Origin of the sequence: Pollutimonas bauzanensis (assembly GCF_900129885.1) — a bacterium.
In the GTDB taxonomy this organism is placed as follows: domain Bacteria; phylum Pseudomonadota; class Gammaproteobacteria; order Burkholderiales; family Burkholderiaceae_B; genus Pollutimonas; species Pollutimonas bauzanensis.
This window is the reverse complement of sequence record NZ_FQXE01000005.1, coordinates 339,392-358,434: the sequence shown is the minus strand read 5'-3', so window position 1 is coordinate 358,434 and position 19,043 is coordinate 339,392. Positions and strand designations below refer to the sequence as shown.

The 19,043-nt window shown below is 63.4% G+C and carries 18 protein-coding genes; 14 read left to right on the top strand and 4 right to left on the bottom strand.

What is annotated here, in order from left to right; genetic code table 11:
• Nucleotides 1-44: 44 nt before the first annotated feature.
• The gene (locus tag BUB23_RS12170) at nt 45-980 is read left to right on the top strand and encodes a phosphate acetyltransferase (RefSeq protein WP_245801243.1); all 936 of its coding nucleotides are present in this window, start codon (nt 45-47) and stop codon (nt 978-980) included.
• Nucleotides 981-1,020: 40 nt separating this feature from the next.
• Nucleotides 1,021-2,211, top strand: coding sequence for an acetate/propionate family kinase (locus BUB23_RS12165; protein ID WP_073103379.1), 1,191 nt, complete (start codon nt 1,021-1,023; stop codon nt 2,209-2,211).
• Here the strand turns inward: BUB23_RS12165 and BUB23_RS12160 are convergent.
• The 4 genes from BUB23_RS12160 to map are packed head-to-tail and all read right to left on the bottom strand — an operon-like array spanning nt 2,165 to nt 6,819.
• Nucleotides 2,165-2,671 carry a disulfide bond formation protein B gene (locus BUB23_RS12160; protein ID WP_073103378.1) on the bottom strand — a complete coding sequence of 169 codons (507 nt, stop codon included), beginning with the start codon at nt 2,669-2,671 and terminating at the stop codon, nt 2,165-2,167. The genes BUB23_RS12165 and BUB23_RS12160 overlap by 47 nt on opposite strands.
• Nucleotides 2,671-3,381, bottom strand: coding sequence for a MarC family protein (locus tag BUB23_RS12155; RefSeq protein ID WP_073103377.1), 711 nt, complete (start codon nt 3,379-3,381; stop codon nt 2,671-2,673). The genes BUB23_RS12160 and BUB23_RS12155 overlap by 1 nt, the downstream gene beginning before the upstream one ends.
• Before the next feature lie 25 nt (nt 3,382-3,406).
• Nucleotides 3,407-5,992 (bottom strand): [protein-PII] uridylyltransferase, encoded by a 2,586-nt coding sequence (locus BUB23_RS12150; protein WP_073103376.1) that lies wholly within the window; start codon nt 5,990-5,992, stop codon nt 3,407-3,409.
• A gap of 20 nt (nt 5,993-6,012) precedes the next feature.
• Nucleotides 6,013-6,819, bottom strand: coding sequence for a type I methionyl aminopeptidase (gene map / locus BUB23_RS12145; RefSeq protein ID WP_073103375.1), 807 nt, complete (start codon nt 6,817-6,819; stop codon nt 6,013-6,015).
• Nucleotides 6,820-7,061: 242 nt separating this feature from the next.
• On the opposite strand from map, the gene rpsB reads away from it, so the two are divergent.
• The 12 genes from rpsB to fabZ all read left to right on the top strand — a co-directional run bounded on the left by rpsB (nt 7,062) and on the right by fabZ (nt 19,042).
• Complete coding sequence (rpsB, locus tag BUB23_RS12140; RefSeq protein ID WP_073103374.1) at nt 7,062-7,811, top strand: 30S ribosomal protein S2; 750 nt, start codon at nt 7,062-7,064, stop codon at nt 7,809-7,811.
• Between the two features lie 129 nt (nt 7,812-7,940).
• Nucleotides 7,941-8,819 (top strand): translation elongation factor Ts, encoded by an 879-nt coding sequence (gene tsf / locus BUB23_RS12135; RefSeq protein ID WP_073103373.1) that lies wholly within the window; start codon nt 7,941-7,943, stop codon nt 8,817-8,819.
• A 97-nt stretch (nt 8,820-8,916) separates the two neighbouring features.
• Entirely contained in the window at nt 8,917-9,633 is a 717-nt protein-coding gene (gene pyrH / locus BUB23_RS12130) for a UMP kinase (RefSeq protein WP_073103372.1), read from the top strand.
• A gap of 13 nt (nt 9,634-9,646) precedes the next feature.
• Nucleotides 9,647-10,207 (top strand): ribosome recycling factor, encoded by a 561-nt coding sequence (gene frr, locus BUB23_RS12125; protein ID WP_073103371.1) that lies wholly within the window; start codon nt 9,647-9,649, stop codon nt 10,205-10,207.
• Between the two features lie 28 nt (nt 10,208-10,235).
• Entirely contained in the window at nt 10,236-10,988 is a 753-nt protein-coding gene (gene uppS, locus BUB23_RS12120) for a polyprenyl diphosphate synthase (protein WP_073103370.1), read from the top strand.
• Between the two features lie 21 nt (nt 10,989-11,009).
• Complete coding sequence (locus BUB23_RS12115; RefSeq protein WP_073103369.1) at nt 11,010-11,870, top strand: phosphatidate cytidylyltransferase; 861 nt, start codon at nt 11,010-11,012, stop codon at nt 11,868-11,870.
• On the top strand, nt 11,867-13,072 hold the full coding sequence (gene dxr / locus BUB23_RS12110) for a 1-deoxy-D-xylulose-5-phosphate reductoisomerase (protein ID WP_143160959.1): 1,206 nt from the start codon (nt 11,867-11,869) through the stop codon (nt 13,070-13,072). Before BUB23_RS12115 ends, dxr begins: the two co-directional genes overlap by 4 nt.
• Before the next feature lie 24 nt (nt 13,073-13,096).
• The gene (gene rseP / locus BUB23_RS12105) at nt 13,097-14,431 is read left to right on the top strand and encodes an RIP metalloprotease RseP (protein ID WP_073103367.1); all 1,335 of its coding nucleotides are present in this window, start codon (nt 13,097-13,099) and stop codon (nt 14,429-14,431) included.
• A gap of 53 nt (nt 14,432-14,484) precedes the next feature.
• A complete protein-coding gene (gene bamA, locus BUB23_RS12100) occupies nt 14,485-16,827 on the top strand; it encodes an outer membrane protein assembly factor BamA (protein WP_073103366.1) in 2,343 nt (780 codons plus the stop codon).
• A 62-nt stretch (nt 16,828-16,889) separates the two neighbouring features.
• Nucleotides 16,890-17,444 carry an OmpH/Skp family outer membrane protein gene (locus BUB23_RS12095; RefSeq protein WP_073103365.1) on the top strand — a complete coding sequence of 185 codons (555 nt, stop codon included), beginning with the start codon at nt 16,890-16,892 and terminating at the stop codon, nt 17,442-17,444.
• 6 nt (nt 17,445-17,450) lie between these two features.
• A complete protein-coding gene (lpxD, locus tag BUB23_RS12090) occupies nt 17,451-18,542 on the top strand; it encodes a UDP-3-O-(3-hydroxymyristoyl)glucosamine N-acyltransferase (RefSeq protein ID WP_073103364.1) in 1,092 nt (363 codons plus the stop codon).
• Nucleotides 18,543-18,592: 50 nt separating this feature from the next.
• Entirely contained in the window at nt 18,593-19,042 is a 450-nt protein-coding gene (gene fabZ, locus BUB23_RS12085; RefSeq protein ID WP_073103363.1) for a 3-hydroxyacyl-ACP dehydratase FabZ, read from the top strand.
• The last annotated feature ends 1 nt before the right edge of the window (nt 19,043 follow it).

Sequence of the window (19,043 nt, the reverse complement as noted above, 5' to 3'; positions counted from 1 at the left end):
AGCTGGGAACATCAAGCGCCACAACAACGCAAGAGGAATGTGCAATGAACGAATCCGCAAGCTACAAGCGATTGATCGAGGCTGCCGGGCAGGTAAACGAGCGGGTTTGCGCGGTGGCGCATCCCTGCGATGAAACCTCGCTGGCGGCGGCGCTTGAAGCCGGCCGCCTGGGCATTTTCAAGCCAGTGCTGGCCGGCCCGGAATTGCGCATACGCAAGCTGGCCCAGGAATTCGGCCTGGACCTCGACAATGTGCGCATCATCGATACGCCCCACAGCCACGCTTCGGCCGAAGCGGCCGTCGGCGAGGTCCAGGCGGGGCGCGCCAGCCTGCTCATGAAGGGCAGCCTGCACACCGACGAACTGATGTCCGCGGTCCTCAGCCACCAAGGCGGGCTGCGCACCGAGCGGCGCATCAGCCATGTATTCATCATGGATGTGCCCAGCTATCCCAGGCTCTTGTTCATTACCGACGCCGCCATCAATATTTTTCCGGACCTGGAAACCAAGGCCGATATCATCAGGAATGTCATCGACCTGCATATCGGCCTGGGCCTGGGGGCGCCGCGCGTGGCGATTCTCTCGGCGGTGGAGCAGGTCAGCGGGAAAATCCCCAGCACCCTGGACGCCGCCGCGCTTTGTAAAATGGCGGATCGCGGCCAGATCGAGGGCGGCATCCTGGATGGGCCGCTGGCGATGGATAATGCCATCAGTCCCGTGGCGGCGCGCATCAAGGGCATCAAGTCCGAGGTGGCCGGGCGCGCGCAGGTGCTGGTGGTGCCGGACCTGGAGGCCGGCAATATGCTGGCCAAGAACCTGACCTTCCTGGCCGGCGCCTACGCCGCCGGGATCGTGCTGGGCGCGCGCGTGCCCATCATTCTGACCAGCCGCGCCGACAGCGCCGAAACACGCCTGGCCTCATGCGCCGTGGCGGCGCTGTACGCGGATTACCAAGGGCGCATCAAGCCGGTCGCGGCTTGATGCGTGTATCGATAGACCCAAGCCGGCGGGGAGCCATGCCATGCACGATATATTGCTAGTGATCAATGCCGGTAGTTCAAGCCTGAAGTTCCATGTGTACGACCTGCGGGAGCCGGACACCTTGTCCTTCGCCTATGGCGGGCAGCTTTCCGGCATAGGCGGCGCGCATCCGGATTTCACCGTCAGGGACGCCGCCAAGGCGGTGCTGGTGCAGCGCGACCTGCGGGCCGCCGAAGCGCCGGATCTTGCGGCCGCCCAGAAGACGCTGGGCGACTGGCTGGGCACGAAGATCCATCGTGTGCCGCGCGCCGTGGGCCACCGCATTGTGCACGGCGGGCCGCAGTTCGCCGACAGCGTGCTGGTCAGCGACGACGTCCTGCGCTATCTGGAAACCCTGGTGCCCCTGGCGCCGCTGCACCAGCGCAACAACCTGGCGCCGGTCCGGGTCATACACGAACAATGGCCGGACATCCTGCAGGTGGCGTGCTTCGATACGGCCTTCCACCGCACGCATGACAAAGTCGTGGAACGATTTGCGCTGCCGCAATCGTTCTACGACCGGGGCGTGCGGCGCTATGGCTTTCACGGCCTTTCCTACGACTATATCGCGCAGCGGCTGCGGCGCGACATGCCCGAGGTCGCCCGGGGCAGGGTGGTGGCGGCGCACCTGGGGTCGGGGGCGTCGGCCTGCGCCATGCTGGACGGCAGAAGCGTCGAAAGCACGATGGGCTTTACCGCGCTCGATGGTCTGCCCATGGCCACGCGGCCGGGCCGGCTGGATCCCGGCGTGGTGCTCTGGATGCTCGAGCAGGGCATGAGCCACGACGAAATCCAGCATCTGCTCTACAACGAGTCGGGCCTCAAAGGCCTGTCGGGAATCAGCGCGGACATCCGCGACCTGCAGGCCAGCGACGCCCCGTCGGCGCAGTTGGCGCTGGATTATTTCGCCTACCGCGTGGCCGAGAGCATTGCCGGCTTGTGCGTCGCGATCAAGGGTCTGGACACCCTGGTCTTTACCGCGGGGATAGGCGAGCACAGCGCTCCGGCGCGCTCGTCCATCTGCGGCAACCTCGCCTGGCTGGGAATAGAACTGGACGAGGCGCTGAACCAGGCCAATGCGCCGTGCATTTCAGCCGCGCGCAGCCCCATCGCCGTCCATGTGCTGCCCACCAATGAGGAATTGGTCATCGCGCAGCAGACGCTGCGCGCGATAAGCGCAGGAAAGCGCTGATGAGCGCCAGCATGCCTGTCACGACGAACAGGCCCAGCCCCCACAAGGCATATTCCAGGCCGAAAAAATCCACCCTGGCGTCCATGCAGGAGGCGAAAATGCCGAACAGCCAGGGCAGGTGGGCGTCCAGCCCGGTCTTGACCATGAATCGGTCGGCAAACGTCATGTCGCAGGAAAACATATTCGCGGCCACCGTGTATTGATACCAGGCGGCGGTGGCGCCGCCCGCGCTGAGCGCGGCGGCCAGCAGCGCGGCGACCCGGCGTATCACGGCGGACCGCCGGCCCAGCAGCAGGCCCAGCCAGCAAACCGCGGCAATCGCCAGGAAGACCAGGCGCTGCAGGACGCACCAGGCGCAGGGCTGCATGCCGAAGACGTGCTGCGAAACCAGCGCGATCGCGACGGCCGCCACGCAGAGCAGGGCGATGAGATGCAGCAGCCTGGATGGGATGTTATTCATCAAGGGGAGACTCCGGAAATGGCCGCGGCTTCGCGCAGAAGGCCCAGCAATAATTGATGCGCGCCATCCCAGACTATCTGCACGCCCAGGCACAGCAGGATGAACGACGAGAGGCGCATCAGCACGGCGGTGCCATTGGCGCCGAGCTTGTGCAAGAACTGGGCGGCAAAGCGCAGGCAGAAGTAGACGACCAGCGAGGCGACGCCGATGGCGATCAGCGAGCCGGCCAGGTTCGCCGCCGTATCGAACGAGGCTTCCGCATGCAGGGTGACGCCCACCGTGAGCGCGGCCGAAAGGGCGCCCGGCCCGCATATCATGGGAAAGGTAAGGGGGTAGAAGGCCTTGGAGCGCACCTGGTCGAATGAATAGGCTTCCGCCATGTTCTGGGCGTGCTCGGCGTCGTAATCGGAGGCGCCCACCAGCCGCCAGGCCGTGGCCACGACCAGCAGGCCGCCGCCCACCCGGATGATGGGCAGCGATATTCCGAAAAAATCCAGGACCAGGTTGCCGGCTATCATGGCGATCGCCAGCATGACGCAGATATTGACCGCGACCCGCTGGGCGAGCAGGCTGCGCGCATTGGCGCTGGCGCCTTCGGTCAGCGTCAGGAAGATCGGCGCCACCGCGGGCGGATTGAGGATGGGCAGCAAGGTCGCCAGGGCAAACAGAAAGCTGCGCCCGAAGTTGATTGCCAGATCGTTGAAGGCCATGTTGGTCAGGTCGCAAGCAAGGGGATCAGGAACTCGCGCTATCGAGCGTGGCGAGGATGTCGCGTTCGAATTGTAGCTGGGCCCGCGGGTGCCCGAGCACATCGCCTTCGATGATGAAGATATCTTCCACCCGGTCCCCCAGGGTAAGGATTTTGGCCATCTTCAGGCTGACCGAGTTGGCGGCGAATACCCTTGCCAGGCTGTACAGAAGCCCCGGCCTGTCGGCCGATGTCACCGACAGGCGCCACGACGTGCTGCGCTCGTCCGGCTGCAGCTCGACATTGGGAATGATGGGGAACACCCGCGAACGGCGCGAGCCGGAACGCCTGATCACGCCGCCGGCCGGCCGGCCGTAGGTATGGTCCTGGGCCTGCCTGAGCTGTTCGTGCAGCTCGTGTTCGACCAGCGAGGCGTGCGAACGGTAGTCTTTTTCGTGGGCCGGCAGCAGCACGATGAAACTGTCCAGCGCCCAGCCGTGGTGGGTGGTGTGGATGCGGGCGTCCTGGATGCTCAGCGCCCGATGGTCGAAATACCGGCATATCGTCACGAAAAGCTCGTCGGTGTCCTTGGTGTAGACCATGACTTGCAGGGCTTCGTTCTGGCCCAGCACGCGCGCCTTGACCACCGGATCGGGCGAATTGACGCGGTAATAGAGATGGCGCGTGTGCCAGGCGATCTCGCTGGCTTCGTGGCGCAGGAAATAGGCGATGTCGAGCTGGCTCCAGAAAGCGTCGCGGCTTTCGTCGCGCAGCCCCATCAGGCGTATTTCATTGGCGGCAAGCTCTTTGCGCTGCGCCAGCACCGTGCGGGTGTCGGGCTGCGCGCCGCCCAGGGCCGAGAGCGTCAGGTGGTACAGGTTCTCGAGCAGCTTGCCTTTCCAGGAGTTCCAGACTTTCGGGCTGGTGCCGCGTATGTCGGCCACGGTCAGCAGGTACAGCGCCGTGAGCTGCCTCTCGTTCTGCACGCAGCGCGTGAATTCGCGCACGATCTCGGGGTCGCTGAGGTCTCTTTTCTGGGCCACCATGGACATGGTCAGGTGCTGGCGCACCAGGAACTCCAGCAGTTGGGCGTCTTCGCCGTCTATGCCGTGGTCCTGGCAAAAGCGCCGGACTTCCTGCGCGCCCAGTTCGGAATGGTCGCCGCCGCGCCCTTTGGCGATATCGTGGAACAGGGCGGCGACATACAGCAGCCAGTGCCGGTCGAAATCGGCGATCAATTGGCTGGCCAGCGGGTATTCCTGGGCATGCTCGGGCATGGTGAAGCGGCGCAGATTGCGCACCACCATCAGGATGTGCTGGTCCACCGTGTAGGCGTGGAACAGGTCATGCTGCATTTGCCCCACGATACGGCGGAATACAGGCAAGTAGCGCGGCAGTATGTTGAGCATGGTCATGCCGCGCAAGGCATGCACGATGCCGCGCGGCTGCTGCAGTATCTGCAGGAATTGATGGCGGTTGACCGGATTGCGCCGGAACTGGGCATCGATGCGCCGCCGCGCATGCCACATGGCGCGCAGCGCCTGCGCCGACATGCCGACCAGTTCCGGGTGCTCCTGCATCACCAGGAAAGCCCGGAACAGCAGCGCGGGGTTGCGCTCGAAGCCGTCGTCCCGGCGCAGCCCCAGGCGCCCGCGCCGCACGCAGAAATCGTCATCTATGGTCTGCACCTGGTCGTCGGGCGCCGGAAACAGCAATTCCTCGATGCTTTGCATGAGGATGATGTTCAACTGGCTCACCGCCCGGGCGGCCCAGTAATAGCGCTGCATCAGTATTTCGCTGGGACGGCGGTTCTTGACCGCCTCGAACCCATAGATGGCGGCCAGACCGGGCTGCAAATCGAACAGCACGCGATCCTCGCGCCGGCCGGTGAGCAGGTGCAGCTCTATGCGCAGGCGCTTGAAAGCCATGTCGGCGCGGCGCAGGGCGCGGAATTCGGCGGCCGTGAGCAAGTCGGTTCTGGCGATTTCGCGCCAGGTGCTGCCCAGGCCGGCCGCCTGGGCCATCCATAGTACGACCTGCAGGTCGCGCAAGCCGCCCGGCGCCTCCTTGCAGTTGGGTTCGAGGGCGTAGGGAGTGTCCTGGTGGCGCGCGTGGCGCTGCTGCATTTCCGCCCGCTTCGCCTGGAAAAACGTCTGCGCATCCATCTGTTCGCGCATGACCGCGCACAGGCGGCCCAGCAACTCCTTGTCGCCCGCCAGCCAGCGGGCCTCCATCAGCGCGGTTTCGACCGTGATGTCGTTGGCGGCTTCGCGCTGGCAGTCTTCTATGGTGCGCACGCTGTGGCCGGGCTCTATGCCCAGATCCCACATGGCGGCAATGAGCGCTTCGACCATGGCGCTATCCTCGCGGCTGGGCGGTTCGCGCAGCAATACCAGGACGTCCACGTCGGAATAGGGATAGAGTTCGCCGCGCCCGTAGCCGCCCACGGCCGCCAGCGCCGAGCCGGCGGGCAGCGGGTAAAGGCGCAGCAGCTCGCGCAAAGTGTGGTCGACGGCCCGGCGCAGCGCCGTCAGCAGGAGCTCGGGGCGCAGATGCTCCCGAAAGCCGAGGATGGCGTCGTTGCGCCGTTGCGCAAGCTGGTTGCGCAGCAAAGTCACTGTCGGCGCGCGCATGTTGTGCCTATCGAATGAAATCAGGCCGCCGCGACGAATGAGGGCGGGGCGGGCATGCCTTTGGATACAGTAAGGATTTCATAGCCGCTATCGGTTACCAGGACACTGTGCTCCCATTGCGCCGAAAGGCTATGGTCGCGCGTCACGACCGTCCAGCCGTCGGCCAGGGTGCGGATTTCCTTGCGGCCCGAATTGATCATGGGCTCGATGGTGAAGATCATGCCGGCTTCCAGCGCAACGCCGGTGCCCGGCTTGCCGTAGTGCAATACCTGCGGGTCCTGGTGGAACTTGCGGCCCACCCCGTGCCCGCAATATTCACGCACCACCGAAAAACCGTTCTTTTCGGCGTGCTTTTGTATGGCGTGGCCGATATCGCCCAGCCGGGCGCCCGGGCGCACCTGCTCGATGCCCAGCCACATGCATTCGTAAGTGGTTTCAGTGAGGCGCCGGGCCAGGATGGACGGCTCGCCCACGTAGTACATGCGGCTGGTGTCGCCGAACCAGCCGTCCTTGATCACGGTGACGTCGATATTCATGATGTCGCCGTTCTTGAGGACCTTGTCGCCGGGAATGCCGTGGCAGATGACGTGGTTGACCGAGGTGCAGATGGACGCGGGAAAGGGCGTGTAGCCGGGCGGCGCGTAGCCGACGGTGGCGGACTCGACCTTGAGTTCGTTGGTGATGTAATCCATGCACAGGCGGTCGAGTTCGCCCGTGGTCACGCCGGCGCGTACATGGGGTTCGAGGAAGTCAAGGGTGGAGGCGGCGGCCTGGCAGGCGGCGCGCATTTTATCGAGATCGGCGGGGTCGGTAACTAGACAGCTCATGGCAACTTGAATTAGGTGGGCTAAAAATAGTAGAATTATAGGCTTTCTTAAATTTCCTTTAAGAAAGGAGCACGGTTTTTGGCGGGCGGCAAGGCTATCAGTATAAAGCCTGGGCTGTTTTCTAGAAGCCGGACTCGAAATCGCGTGCCCGGTTGACACAGGGTGTCCGGTTGGCTAATTGCGTTTTACGCGGCGCCTGCCGGATGCAAACTTGGCACAAGACTAAACCCTCGGAGAATATTATGTCGTTAATGCGTGAAATGCTGGAAGCCGGTGTGCACTTTGGCCACCAGACCCGTTACTGGAACCCCAAGATGGCGCCGTACATCTTTGGCCATCGCAACAAGATCCACATCGTCAACCTCGAACAGACCGTTGTCAAATACCAGGAAGCCGCCAAATTCGTGCGCCAGATCGCCGCGCGCGGCGGCAACGTGCTTTTTGTCGGCACCAAGCGCGCCGCCCGCGAGATCGTCGCCGCCGAAGCCGCGCGTTGCGGCATGCCCTTCGTCGACAGCCGCTGGCTGGGCGGCATGATGACCAACTTCAAGACGGTCAAGAGCTCGATCAAGCGCCTGAAGGAAATGGAAGTGCAATTGGCCGACGGCGCCACCGAGCGCATGAGCAAGAAAGAAGCCCTGATGTTCGATCGCGAGCTCGAAAAGCTGAACAAGGCCATCGGCGGCATCAAGGACATGAACACTTTGCCTGACGCGCTCTTCGTCATCGACGTGGGCTACCACAAGATTGCGATCGCCGAAGCCAAGACGCTGGGCATTCCCGTCGTTGCCGTGGTCGACACCAACCATTCGCCCGACGGCGTCGAATACGTCATTCCGGGCAACGATGACTCGGCCAAGGCCATCGCGCTGTACGCCCGCGGCATGGCCGACGCCGTGCTCGAGGGCCGTGAGCAGAACCTCAACGGCCTGGTCGAAGAAATCGCGGAAGGCGACGAGGAATTCGTCGAAGTCGAGCAAGAGCGCGAATAAGCGCATGCATCCGGCCGCTGTCTGAGCCGGATCCCGGCCGCCGCCTGTCAAACGGCGGGGCGGCCGGCGGCATCGTTGTGCACCTGCCCCGGCTATGCCGGGGTGTGTTTTAGTGAACTGGAGAAAAAAGTGGCTCAAATTACCGCATCTATGGTTAAAGAATTGCGCGAGAAAACCGACGCGCCCATGATGGAATGCAAAAAAGCGCTGACCGAAGCCGACGGCGATCTGGCCCGCGCCGAAGAAATTCTCCGCGTGAAATTGGGCAACAAGGCCAGCAAGGCAGCCACTCGCGTAACCGCTGAGGGCCTGATCGGCTTGTACATCTCTCCCGATAGCAAGCGCGGCACCGTCGTCGAGGTCAATTGCGAAACCGATTTCGTCGCCAAGAACGACGACTTCGTCGGCTTCATCAATCAGTTGGCCCAACTGGTCACCGAAAAGAACCCCGCCGACGTGGCCGCGCTGGGCGAACTGCCCATGGGCGAAGGCACCGTCGAATCCACCCGTTCCGCGCTGGTGGGCAAGATCGGCGAAAATATCGCCGTGCGCCGCTTCCAGCGCTTCGAAACCGCCGATCAGCTGGCCAGCTATGTGCATGGTGGCAAGATCGGTGTGCTGGTCGACTTTTCCGGCCCCGAGGAAACCGGCAAGGACCTCGCCATGCATATCGCGGCGACCAAGCCCAAGGCGCTCGACGCCAGCGGCGTTGCGCCCGCCGATATCGCCGCCGAGCGTTCGGTTGCCGAACAGAAGGCCGCCGAATCCGGCAAGCCGGCTGAAATCGTGACCAAAATGGTCGAAGGCTCGGTCCAGAAATTCCTCAAGGAAGTCACCCTGCTGTCGCAGCCTTTCGTCAAGAACGACAAGCAGTCCGTCGAGCAGATGCTCAAGGAAAAGGGCGCGAAGATTTCCGGTTTCGCCTTGTACGTCGTGGGCGAGGGCATAGAGAAAAAGTCCGAAGATTTTGCAGCCGAAGTCGCCGCCGCTGCGGCCGGCACCGCTTGATAGCTGGCCGATCAGGCAAAAAAGTCGGGCCGGCGTTGACGCGCGGGCCCGACTCTGGCTTACACTTTCGTTGGACTGTCTACCTAGGATCCTACCTATGACCACCAGATCGTATAAGCGTGTTCTTCTCAAACTGTCCGGCGAAGCGCTGATGGGGGAAGACGCCTTTGGGATCAACCGTTCGACAATTTTGCGCATGACCGAAGAGATCGCCGAGGTCGCCGCCATGGGCGTCGAGCTGGCCATCGTGATCGGCGGCGGGAATATTTTCCGGGGCATCGCGCCCGGAGCGCAAGGCATGGACCGCGCCACGGCCGATTACATGGGCATGATGGCGACGGTCATGAATGCGCTGGCCCTGCAGGATGCCCTCAAGCACCGCGGCATCGATACGCGGGTGCAGTCGGCCTTGAATATCGATCAGGTCGTCGAACCTTATATCCGCCCCAAGGCCCTGCGCTATCTCGAAGAGGGCAAGGTAGTCATATTCGCGGCCGGCACGGGCAATCCGTTTTTCACGACCGATACCGCCGCCGCCCTGCGCGGCGCTGAAATCGGCGCCGAAATCGTCCTCAAGGCCACCAAGGTCGACGGCATATACAGCGCCGACCCCAACAAGGATCCCACCGCCACCCGGTATGCGCGCATCAGTTTCGATGAAGCCATCGTGCGCCGCCTCGAGGTCATGGACGCCACGGCGTTCGCCTTGTGCCGCGATCAGAAACTGCCCATCAAGGTGTTCTCGATCAACAAGTCGGGCGCCCTCAAGCGCGCCGTGTCCGGCGAAGACGAAGGCACACTGGTACACGTTTGATAAAGGAATAGTTATGAGTCTTTCAGAGGTCAGGAAATCGACTGAATCACGCATGGTCAAGTCGCTTGAAACGCTCAAGGTCAGCTTGTCGAAGATACGCACTGGCCGTGCCCATGCCGGCATACTGGATCACGTCATGGTCGAGTATTATGGTTCGCCCGTGCCCATCAGCCAGGTGGCCAATGTCAACCTGCTGGACGCGCGCACCATCAATCTGCAGGTCTGGGAAAAGAACATGGCCGGCCCGGTCGAAAAGGCCATCCGCGAATCCGACCTGGGCCTGAACCCCATTTCCATGGGCGACAGCATACGCGTTCCCATGCCCGCCCTCACCGAAGAGCGCCGCCGCGACTTGACCAAGGTGGTGCGCACCGAAGGCGAGGACGCCAAGATCGCCGTGCGCAATCTGCGCCGCGATGCCAACGACACGCTCAAGAAGCTGGTCAAGGACAAGGAAATCTCGGAAGACGACGAGCGCCGCATGCAGGACGACGTGCAAAAGCTCACCGACAAGCACGTCGCCGAGATCGACAAGCTCGTGGCGCAGAAGGAAGCCGAGATCATGACGGTTTGACGCCGTCCCCTGATGCGGAACATTCCCGATGCTGAATAGCACGACTCTGTCCATACCGGTATGCTCCGACGTGCCGCGCCATCTGGCCGTCATCATGGATGGCAACGGGCGCTGGGCCACCAAGCGCTTCCTGCCGCGCGCCGCCGGCCATGTCCGCGGCGTGCAGGCGGTGCGGCGCGCGGTCGAGGCCTGCGGCCGGCGCGGCGTGGAATACCTGACGCTGTTCGCCTTCAGTTCCGAAAACTGGCGCCGCCCCAAGGAAGAAGTGTCGCTGCTCATGCGCCTGTTCATCCAGACGCTGGAAAAAGAGGTCAGCAAGCTGGACGAGCAGGGCGTGCGCCTGCGCATCGTCGGCGATCTGTCGCCCTTCGAGCCCAAGCTGCGCGAACTGATACAGGCGGCGGAACAGCGCACCGAGCACAACAGCGCGCTGAACCTGACCATCGCGGCCAACTACGGCGGCCGCTGGGATATCCTCCAGGCCTTGCGGCGCTTGCTGCTGGCGCATCCCGAGCTGGCGAGCGATCCGCAAGCCATAGACGAAACCCTGTTGAGCCAATACCTGTCCATGGCCTATGCGCCCGAGCCGGATCTTTTCATACGCACCGGCGGCGAGCAGCGCATTTCCAACTTCCTGGTCTGGCAACTCGCCTATACTGAGCTGTATTTTTCGGACGACTATTGGCCCGATTTCGGCGCCAAGGAAATCGATGCCGCCTTCGAATGGTATCGAACCCGGGAACGTCGATTTGGACGCACCAGCGCCCAGGTTGCACAATAAACCTGAACACGGGAGTTCCCTATGTTGAAGCAGCGCGTCATTACGGCAATAGTCTTGCTCGCGGTATTGCTGGGGACTTTGCTGGCGCCCGGCCCGTGGCCGCTGGTGGCGCTGTTCACGCTGGCTGCCGCTTGCGCCTTGTGGGAGTGGCTCAGGCTTACCTGGCCGCGCCCGGGCGGCGCGTTTCCCGCCGTCCTGGCCATCGTGGCGGCTGCGGGCCTGCTGGCCCTGGCGCGCCAATGGCTGGCGCCCGAGCCGGGCGCATGGGCCCTCGATTTGCGATCGCTCCTGAACCGCTGGCTGATGCCGGCCGTTGCGCTGGCATGGGTGGCGGGGGCCACCGCCATGGTGGTCCGCGGCCAGGCCGCGCGAAAGGCCCACGGGGCCTGGCTCAGCGCGTTCGGCGTGCTTGCCGTGGTGGCCGTCTGGGCCGCGCTGGTGCAGTTGTTCCTGATGCACGGCGCGTGGTTTCTGGTGTCCCTGCTGGCGCTCATCTGGTTTGCCGACATCGCCGCCTACTTTACGGGCAAAGCCCTCGGCAGGCACAAGCTGGCGCCCCGGGTCAGCCCCGGCAAGACCTGGGAGGGCGCTTTCGGCGGCCTGCTCGCGGCCGCGGCCTGGGTCATGGCGACGGCCTGGTGGCCGGGCAGTTTCGGCGCCGTGCTGTCCGGGCGCTGGCCCTGGTGGGGGGTGCTGGCCGTGGCGATTTTCCTGGCGGCCCTGTCCATCGTCGGCGACTTGTTCGAATCCTTGCTCAAGCGCCGCGCCGGGGTCAAGGATTCCAGCCAGCTGCTGCCCGGCCATGGCGGCGTGTATGACCGTATCGATGCCTTGCTGCCCGTGGCGCCGATAGCCTTGTTGTTGTCAGGGGTGCCGCTTTGATGAAAGTCCAGCATGTATGCGTTCTGGGTTCCACCGGATCCATAGGCGAGAACACCCTGGACGTCATTGCCAGGCACCCTGAAACGATTTCTGTGTATGCGCTGAGCGCGCACAGCCGCATCGACAGGCTGGCGGCGCAGGCCCTGGCCACCGGCGCCAAAGTGGTCATCGTGCCCTCAGATGCCGCCCGCAAGCAGTTTTTGCACGCCTGGAACGGCCCGGGCGCCATGCCGGAAATCCGGGTGGGCCCGCAGGCCCTGGTCGATACGGCGGGCGACGCCGCGGTGACCACGGTCATGGCGGCGATAGTCGGGGCGGCGGGCCTGCCCTCGGCCCTGGCCGCCGCCAAGGCCGGCAAACGCGTCCTGCTGGCCAACAAGGAAGCGCTGGTGGCGGCCGGCAGCCTGTTCATGCAGGCCGTGCGCGAAAACGGCGCCGAGCTCCTGCCCATAGACAGCGAACACAACGCCATATTCCAGTGCCTGCCTCAGACGGGCAGGGCGACGGCGCCGGCCACGCCCGCCAAAGGGGTCAGGCGCTTGCTGCTTACCGCCTCCGGCGGCCCCTTCCGCAACACGGCGCTGGACCAGCTCGCGCGCGTGACGCCCGACCAGGCCTGCGCCCACCCAACCTGGAGCATGGGCCGCAAAATCTCCGTCGATTCCGCGACCATGCTCAACAAGGGCCTGGAAGTCATCGAGGCGCACTGGCTGTTCGCCATGCCGGCCAGCCGCATCCAGGTGGTGATCCATCCGCAAAGCATGGTGCACTCCATGGTCGAGTACGAAGACGGCTCCATCCTGGCGCAACTGGGCCAGCCGGATATGCGCACCCCCATCGCATACGGCCTGGGCTTTCCCGAGCGCATCGATAGCGGCGTGGGCCTGCTGGCGCTCACCGCCTTGGGGCGCCTGGACTTCGAAGAGCCCGATTTCGAACGCTTTCCCTGCCTGCGCCTGTCTTTCGACGCGCTCAAGACCAGCCAGGCGGCCTGCGTGGCGCTGAATGCCGCCAACGAGATCGCCGTGGACTGTTTTTTGAAACAGCAAATTCGCTATACTGAAATTGCCTGTGTCATAGAGGACTGCCTGGACCGCATGAGCGGCATGCCGGCGCCCGACCTGGACACGCTGGGCGACGTGCTGGCGCTGGACGCCCATACGCGCGGTATCGCCTCGGAACTCTGCCTGCTCAAAGGGTAGCGACGCTGTTTTTTCAGGAACTTCATGCTTTTCACCTTGCTTGCCTTTGCCATCGCTCTTGGAGTATTGATTACTTTTCACGAGCTGGGCCATTATTGGGTCGCGCGCCGCTGCGGGGTGCGCGTGCTGCGTTTTTCGGTGGGCTTCGGCAAGGTGCTGGCGCGCCGCACGGACCGCCACGGCACCGAATGGGCCTTGTCCGCCATTCCCCTGGGCGGCTATGTGAAGATGCTGGACGATGCGCCGGCCAATGCCACGCCGGTGGAAGCCGGCCAGGCCTTCAATAGCAAGACATTGGCCCAGCGCAGCGCCATCGTGCTGGCCGGGCCCGTCGCCAACCTCGTCCTGGCCGCGCTCCTGTATACGGCCCTGGGCCTGGCCGGCACCAGCGAGCCGGCCGCCATACTTGCCGCGCCGCCGCCCAATACCACGGCCGCGCAGGCCGGCTTCCAGGCCGGCGACCGCATCACCAGCATCAACCAGCGGCCAGTGCAATCCTGGAGCGAAGCCCGCTGGCAATTGCTGGATGTGCTGACCAGCGGCGGCGAAGTCCAGGTGCAGGTCGACACCGCGGCAGGCATGGCGCGCGAGCGCCGCCTCCAGCTTGCCGCCGGCACGATAGAGCCCGATGGCTCCGATCTGATGGCCGAGGCCGGCTTGAGCCTGGCGGCGCCCAGGCCGCGCATCAGCCAGGTAACGGCCGGCGGGGCGGGCGCCGAGGCCGGCCTGCGCAACGACGACATCGTCATCGCGCTTGGCGCCGTGCGCGATCCCGCCGCCGACGCCGTGGTGTCCGAAATCCGGAAAAGCGCGGGCCAGCCGCTGGCGATGACCGTCCTGCGCGACGGAACCGCGCTGCAGCTGACCGTCACCCCGCGCGCCGAGGCCGACGCCGGCGGCGCGCCCATCGGCCGCATCGGCGTGCTGCTGGGCGCCGACTTTCCCATGGTGATGGTGCGCTACGGCTTTTTCGACAGCCTGGGCCGCGGCATTTCCCGCACCGCCGAGACCGCCTGGTTCTCCCTGAAAATGATGGGCCGCATGGTAATCGGCGATGTTTCGCTGCGCAATGTCAGCGGCCCGGTTACTATTGCGGATTACGCGGGCCAGACCGCGCGTCTCGGGCTCGCTGCCTACATAGGGTTTTTGGCACTAATCAGTGTTAGTATCGGCGTGTTAAATTTGTTGCCCATTCCCATGCTCGATGGCGGTCACCTCATGTATTACGTGCTGGAAGCCCTGCGCGGCAAGCCGGTGCCCGAGAGCTGGCTGGAAAACGGCCAGCGCATCGGTCTGGGCCTGCTGGCGGGTTTGATGGGCCTGGCGTTCTTCAATGATTTTTCCCGTCTTTTCAGTTAAAGGCTTTGTGCCTTACAATCCTCCACCACTTATTCGCCCAAGGACCATCCAGGATGTCGTTTAGCCGGAAATTCCCTTTTGCCAAGCGCGCCATGCCTGTTTTATTGGCGGCTATGCTTCTTCCCAGTCTTGCGAGCGCGTTTTCGCCATTCGTGGTGCGCGATATCCAGGTCAATGGCATCCAGCGCGTCGATGCGGGCACCGTATTCAGCTACCTGCCGGTCAAGGTGGGCGAGCAGTTCACCGAGGCCCAGGCCAGCGAAGCGATCCAGCGCCTGTACGCGACGGGCTTTTTCAGCGACGTCAAGATCGATACCGCCAATAACGTGCTGGTCGTGTCCGTGCAGGAAAGGCCCACGATCGCCTCGGTCAGCTTCAATGGCATGAAGGAATTCGATTCCAAGGCCATCATCAAGTCGCTCGGGCAGGTCGGCTTCGGCCAGGGGCGCGTGTTCGACCGCTCCATGCTGGAACGAGCCGAATTCGAACTCAAGCAGCAGTATCTGTCCAAGGGCAAGTACGGGGTGGAAATCAACCCCATCATTACGCCCTTGCCGCGCAACCGGGTGGGCGTGAGCTTCGATATCTTCGAGGGCGATCTGGCCAAGATCAAGCAGATACACATCGTCGGCAACAAGGCGTTTTCCGAAGGCACCCTGCTGGACCAGATGGAACTGACCGATTCCGGCATGATGACCTGGTACACGGGCACCGACAAATACTCGCGCGAAAAGCTCGAGGGCGACGTGGAACGCCTGCGTTCCTACTACCTGGACCGCGGCTACCTGGAATACTCGGCGGAGCCGCCGCAGGTCAGCATCTCGCCCGACCGCCAAGATATTTTCGTGACCTTCACCCTGCACGAAGGCGAACCCTACAAATTGCGCAGCGTCAAGCTGGCGGGCGACTTGCTGGGCCTGGACGACAAGATCCAGCCGCTGGTGGAAATCAAAGAGGGCGAAACTTTCTCGGCGGCCAAGACCAACGCCACGGTGAAAGCCATTACCGACTACCTGGGCAGCCTCGGCTATGCCTTCGCCAACGTCAATCCCAACCCGGTCCTGGATCGCGACAGCCACGAAGCCGACCTGACGTTCTACGTCGATCCGGGCCGCCGCGTTTATGTGCGCCGCATCCAGATCGGCGGCAACACGCGCACGCGCGATGAAGTCATACGCCGCGAAATGCGCCAGCAGGAAGCCGCCTGGTACGATTCCTCCAACATCAAGTCCTCGCGCGACCGCGTCGACCGCCTGGGCTACTTCAACGAGGTCGATGTCCATACCGCGCCGGTTTCGGGCTCGCCCGACCAGGTGGATGTAAACGTTGATGTCAAGGAAAAGCCGACCGGCCTGATCAACCTGGGCGTCGGCTACGGTTCGACCGACAAGGTGATCCTGTCGGCCGGCATCAGCCAGGACAATATTTTCGGCAGCGGCAATACCTTGTCCCTGCAGGTCAATACCAGCAAGACCAACCGCGCGGCGATTCTTTCGCACACCGATCCCTACTGGACCAAAGACGGCATCAGCAAGACCACTTCGCTGTACTACCGGCGCACCACGCCCTACGACAGCCGCGATGCCTACGGCGACTACGAGGTCACGGCCTTCGGCGGCGGCCTGAATTTCGGCGTGCCGATTTCCGAATTCGACCGTGTCTTCACGGGCATCAGCTTCGAGCACAACAAGCTCGGCAGGCTCAGCCAGCAATACACGCCGCAAGCCTACCAGGATTTCGTCGCGGAATATGGCGAGGAGACCAACTCCTTCATCTTCAACCTGGGCTGGTCCAAGGACACGCGCGACAGCGCCATCGCGCCGACCAAGGGCAGCTATACGCGCCTGTCGGGCGACGTGTCCACCATGGACCTGCAGTACTACATGCTCAGCGCCCAGCAGCAGTATTATCTGCCATTGGGCCGTGCTTACACCCTGGCGTTCAACGGCATGGCCGACTACGGCAAGACCTACGGCGGCAAGTCCTTCCCTGTCATCAAGAATGTATACGGCGGCGGCATCGGGTCGGTGCGCGGCTTCGAAGGCGCGTCGCTGGGCCCGCGCGACACGCTTACCAATGATTACCTTGGCGGCTCCCGCCGCCTCGTGGGTAATGTACAGTTGTACCTGCCGTTCCCCGGCGCCTCGCGCGATCGCACGCTGCGCTGGTTCCTGTTCACCGACGCGGGGCAGGTCGCCAATACCAGCGGCGGGGCCTGCGCCCGCGGCATAGGCGGCTACGCGGAAGATCCTTGCGGCTGGAAGTATTCCGCCGGTATCGGCCTGTCGTGGCAATCGCCTTTGGGCCCGCTGCAATTGTCGTTCGGCCGCGCGCTCAACGCCAAGGAAGGCGACGACAAGCAGGCCTTCCAGTTCCAGATCGGCACAGGTTTCTGATCCATGCCATTTAATGGCACAATAGCTTTTTTATCTCTGCTACTTTGCAAGGTAGATTTTTCATGAAGTCTCAATTAGTTTTAAAAGTTTCTGCTTTAACCCGTAGTATCGGCCGCGGCAACCGCGCCCTGGTCCTGGCGGCGGCCCTGGGTGCCAGCGCTATGGTGGCAGCACCTGTCTATGCCCAGACGACGAAAATCGGCTTTGTCAGCACAGAGCGCATCCTGCGCGACTCCAAGCCCGCCAAGGCGGCACAGGCCAAGATCGAAGCCGAATTCAAGCGCCGCGACGACGAACTGCAAAAGCTCGCCAACAACTTGCGCAGCCAAGCCCAGAAGCTCGACAAGGACGCGCCTGTATTGTCCGAATCCGAGCGCGTCAAGCGCCAGCGCCAGCTGGCCGACCTGGATTCCGACCTGCAACGCAAGCGCCGCGAATTCCAGGAGGACTTCAACCGCCGCCGCAACGAAGAATTCTCCAGCATCGTCGAAAAGGCGGATGCGGCCATCAAGAAAATCGCCGAACAGCAGAACTACGATTTGATCGTCCAGGATGCCGTTACGGTAAGCCCCAGAATCGACATTACCGACCAGGTCATGAAAGCGCTGGGCGGCTAACATCAAATGCCGGTATTGCTAGCACCTGAACAGGCGCCAACACTGCATGAGCTTCTGGCCGAGGCAAACACCATCGGCCTGGACTGCAAACCGGTCGATACCAGCAAGCAGCCCGAACTTCGTATCCGCGGCCTGGGCTCGCTGGCGTCCGCGGGTCCCGAGGAAGTCAGCTTCCTGTCCAATCCCAAGCTGCACGATCAATTGCAGGGTTGCAGGGCCGCCGCTGTCATCATGACCAGCGCCGCCTACCAGGCGCTCGAGCCCGGCAGCCATGGCTATGGGGTCGTGCTGTGCAGCGAGCCCTATCTGATGTACGCCTTGCTGGCGCAATGGTTCGACCAGCACAGGATGAAGCAGCTCGCGACGGGGATTCATCCGACGGCCATCATAGCCCCCACGGCGGCTATCGCCGAGGGCGCCAGCATAGGCCCGTATTGCGTGGTCGAAGAGGGCGCGCGCATAGGCCGCGGCACGCGCCTGGGCCCTCATTGCGTGGTGGGCACCAATTCGGCGCTGGGCCAGGACTGCCTGCTGCACGCCCGGGTCACGCTCTACCATAATGTGACCGTGGGCGACCGGGCCATCCTGCATTCGGGCTCGGTATTCGGCGCCGACGGCTTCGGCTTCGCGCCCGATCCGCACAAAGAAGCCGGCGCCTGGGCCAAGATAGCCCAGATCGGCGGCGTCGTGATGGGCGATGATGTCGAAATCGGCGCCAATACCACCGTCGATCGCGGCGCCCTCGAAAATACCGTGGTGGGCAATGGCGTGAAGCTCGACAACCAGATCATGATCGGGCACAACGTGCAGATCGGCGATCACACCGCCATGGCGGCTTGCGTCGGCGTGGCCGGCTCGACCATCATAGGGCGGCGCTGCACCCTGGCCGGCGCGGCCATGCTGTCGGGCCATCTCGTGCTGGGCGACGACGTCCACATATCGGGCGGATCCGCGGTCACCTCGAACATCAGCACGCCGGGCCGCTATACCGGCGTGTTCCCCCTGGCCGAACACGGCCAGTGGCAGCGCAACGCCGCGGTCCTGACGCAACTGGCGCAATTGCGCCGGCGCCTGATGGCGCTCGAAAAAAACAAATAGTAATCAAGAAATCGTATCGTACGATTCAAGCACGCAGGATATAAAGAAAGATGGAACTCGACATTAAACAAATCATGGAACGCCTGCCGCATCGTTTCCCGATGCTGCTGGTGGACCGTGTCATTGAAATGGTGCCGGGCAAAAGCATCGTGGCCATCAAGAACGTGTCGATGAACGAACCCTTTTTTGCCGGCCACTTCCCGCACCATCCGGTCATGCCGGGGGTGCTCATCATCGAAGCGCTGGCGCAGGCCGCGGCCCTGTTCTCCTTCGAAGACAACAGTGTGAAGCCGGCCGACAAGAAAATGGCCTACTACCTGGTCGGGGTCGACGGCGCGCGCTTTCGCCGTCCCGTAGTGCCTGGCGATCAATTGCGCCTCGAAGCCACCGCCGACAAGATCAGCCGTTCCATCTGCCGCTACAACGCCAGGGCGACCGTGGACGGCCAACTGGTCGCCGAAGCCAAGATCATGTGTGCGATTCGCGTTCTGGAAGAGTAGT